Annotated in this window: 2 protein-coding genes; both read left to right on the top strand. The window is 64.1% G+C overall.

Features of this window, described 5'->3' with window-relative positions:
• A partial coding sequence (locus EET13_RS29585) for a Mu transposase domain-containing protein (protein ID WP_136623323.1) occupies positions 1–1,218 on the top strand: 1,218 nt, incomplete at its 5' end.
• Between the two features lies 1 nt (position 1,219).
• Positions 1,220–2,017 (top strand): IS21-like element helper ATPase IstB, encoded by a 798-nt coding sequence (gene istB, locus EET13_RS29580; RefSeq protein ID WP_122445556.1) that lies wholly within the window; start codon positions 1,220–1,222, stop codon positions 2,015–2,017.
• Positions 2,018–2,078 lie beyond the last annotated feature (61 nt).

The following is a 2,078-nucleotide window of genomic DNA, read 5'->3' as shown; positions in this document are numbered from 1 at the left end:
GCTAGTGAGCGTTGCGGTTTCGGCCGCAAGGACACCACGGTGCGGGTCGCTGATGGTGACCCTGGGGTGGAATGCCAGATCGATTTCGGCTACCTGGGAATGCTCACCGACGCTACTGATGGTCGGCGCCGCAAGGTGTATGCGTTGATCTTCACCGCGGTGTACTCCCGGCACATGTTCGTATGGCTGTCGTACTCACAGACCCTGGCGGCGGTGATCGCCGGCTGCCAGGCAGCCTGGGAGTTCTTCGGCGGCGTGTTCGCGGTGCTGATCCCGGACAACCTCAAACCGGTGATCGCTGCTGCTGATGCGCTCAATCCGCAGTTCACCGCGGGCTGGCTCGACTATGCCGGCCATGCCGGATTCCTCACCGACCCGGCCCGGGTGCGATCCCCGAAAGATAAACCGCGGGTGGAACGGGTGGTGCAGTATGTGCGCCGAAACTACTGGGACGGTGAAACATTCACCAGTCTCGATGCTGCGCAGCAGGCCGCGACCACGTGGTGTTTACATACTGCCGGCACACGTATCCACGGCACCACCTGTGCACGGCCGGTGGAGGTGTTCACCGCCGAAGAACAACCTCGGCTGCTGGCGTGTGCAGGGGTCTATGACGTGCCGGTGTTCAAAGCGGTCAAGGTGCACCGCGATTTCCACGCCGAAGTCGCCAAAGCGCTGTACTCGCTGCCCGAGTGCTGGATCGGGCACCACCTCGATGTTCGTGCCGACAGTGAGCTGGTGAAGTTCTATCACCGCGGTGTGCTGGTGAAAGTCCATCCTCGCCAACCACCAGGTGCCCGCAGCACCGACCGCGCGGATCTGCCCGAACACAAGGCCGGTTACGCGTTGCGGGATCTGACGGCGTTGATCGCCACCTGTGCCGGGCACGGGCCCAATATCGGGATCTACGCCGAACGCATCCTCGATGACCCGCTGCCCTGGACCCGGATGCGCACCGTCTACCGGCTGCAAGGCCTGGTGCGCCGCTACGGCGCGCGCCGAGTCGAACAAGCCTGTTCGCTATCGCTGGACCTCGATGTCGTCTCGGTCAACAAGATCGCCTCCATGCTGGAACGTGCCACCGAAACCACCACCCCGGCACTGCCGCAGGCCGTCGGCCAAACCGCCACCCGCTTCTCTCGCGACCCATCCGAATTCACCACCACCCCAACATCATTGACAGTCGTACCCACCGCCGATTCCGAGGAGACCCGCTGACATGACCACCCACCGCGCACCCGCTGATCCGGTCGGCGCTGATCTGCTCCGACTGCTCAAAACACTCAAACTCGGCGCCCTGGCCGACACCCTGCCCGAACGCGCCGCCCTGGCCCGCCAACACAAACTCAGCCACATCGGATTCCTCGAAACGCTGCTCGCCGACGAGGTCTCCCGACGCGAATCCCGTTCAGCAGCACTACGAGCGGCCAAAGCCGGACTCGACCCGAACATGCGTTTCGACACCTGGACCACCCAGGACGACCTACGCTATGACCGCACCCTGCTCGGCGACTTGACCTCGCTACGGTTCCTCGACGCCGGCCAGTCCGCGATCGTGCTCGGGCCCGTCGGCATCGGCAAAACCCACGTGGCAACAGCACTGGGGCACATGGCTATTCGCCGCAGACACAGCGTACTGTTCAGCCGCGCCGACAAACTGTTCACCCGGCTGCGCGCCGCTCGCCTGGACAACACCATCGACGCCGAAATCCGCCGACTGGCCGCCATCGACGTCCTCATCATCGACGACTTCGCCCTGCGACCCCTCGACGCCACCGGAACCAGCGACTTCTACGAAATCATCGTCGAACGCCACCGCGCCAAGACCACCATCGTGACTTCCAACCGAGAACCCGCCGAATGGCTCACCATGACCGCCGACACGCTACTGGCTCAATCAGCCATCGACCGACTGACCGCCACCGCCCACACCCTGGTCATCGAAGGACCGTCCTACCGCCAACGCACCCGACCCGGCCAACTTGACCCCGACCATCCCAACGACCATCCTCAATAACGCGCCACGGTGGTCCCATCCCCCTGGCAATCAGGTGGTCCCATCACCCTGGCAAGCGACA

Source organism: Mycobacterium attenuatum (assembly GCF_900566085.1).
GTDB lineage: Bacteria > Actinomycetota > Actinomycetes > Mycobacteriales > Mycobacteriaceae > Mycobacterium > Mycobacterium attenuatum.
Note: the sequence above shows the minus strand (reverse complement) of the source record. Positions and strands in the feature narration are given on the sequence as shown.

What these genes read in the sequence shown, in the direction of transcription:
- istB (WP_122445556.1), top strand. Translation starts at nt 1,220, where the DNA reads ATGACCACCCACCGCGCACCCGCTGATCCGGTCGGCGCTGATCTGCTC.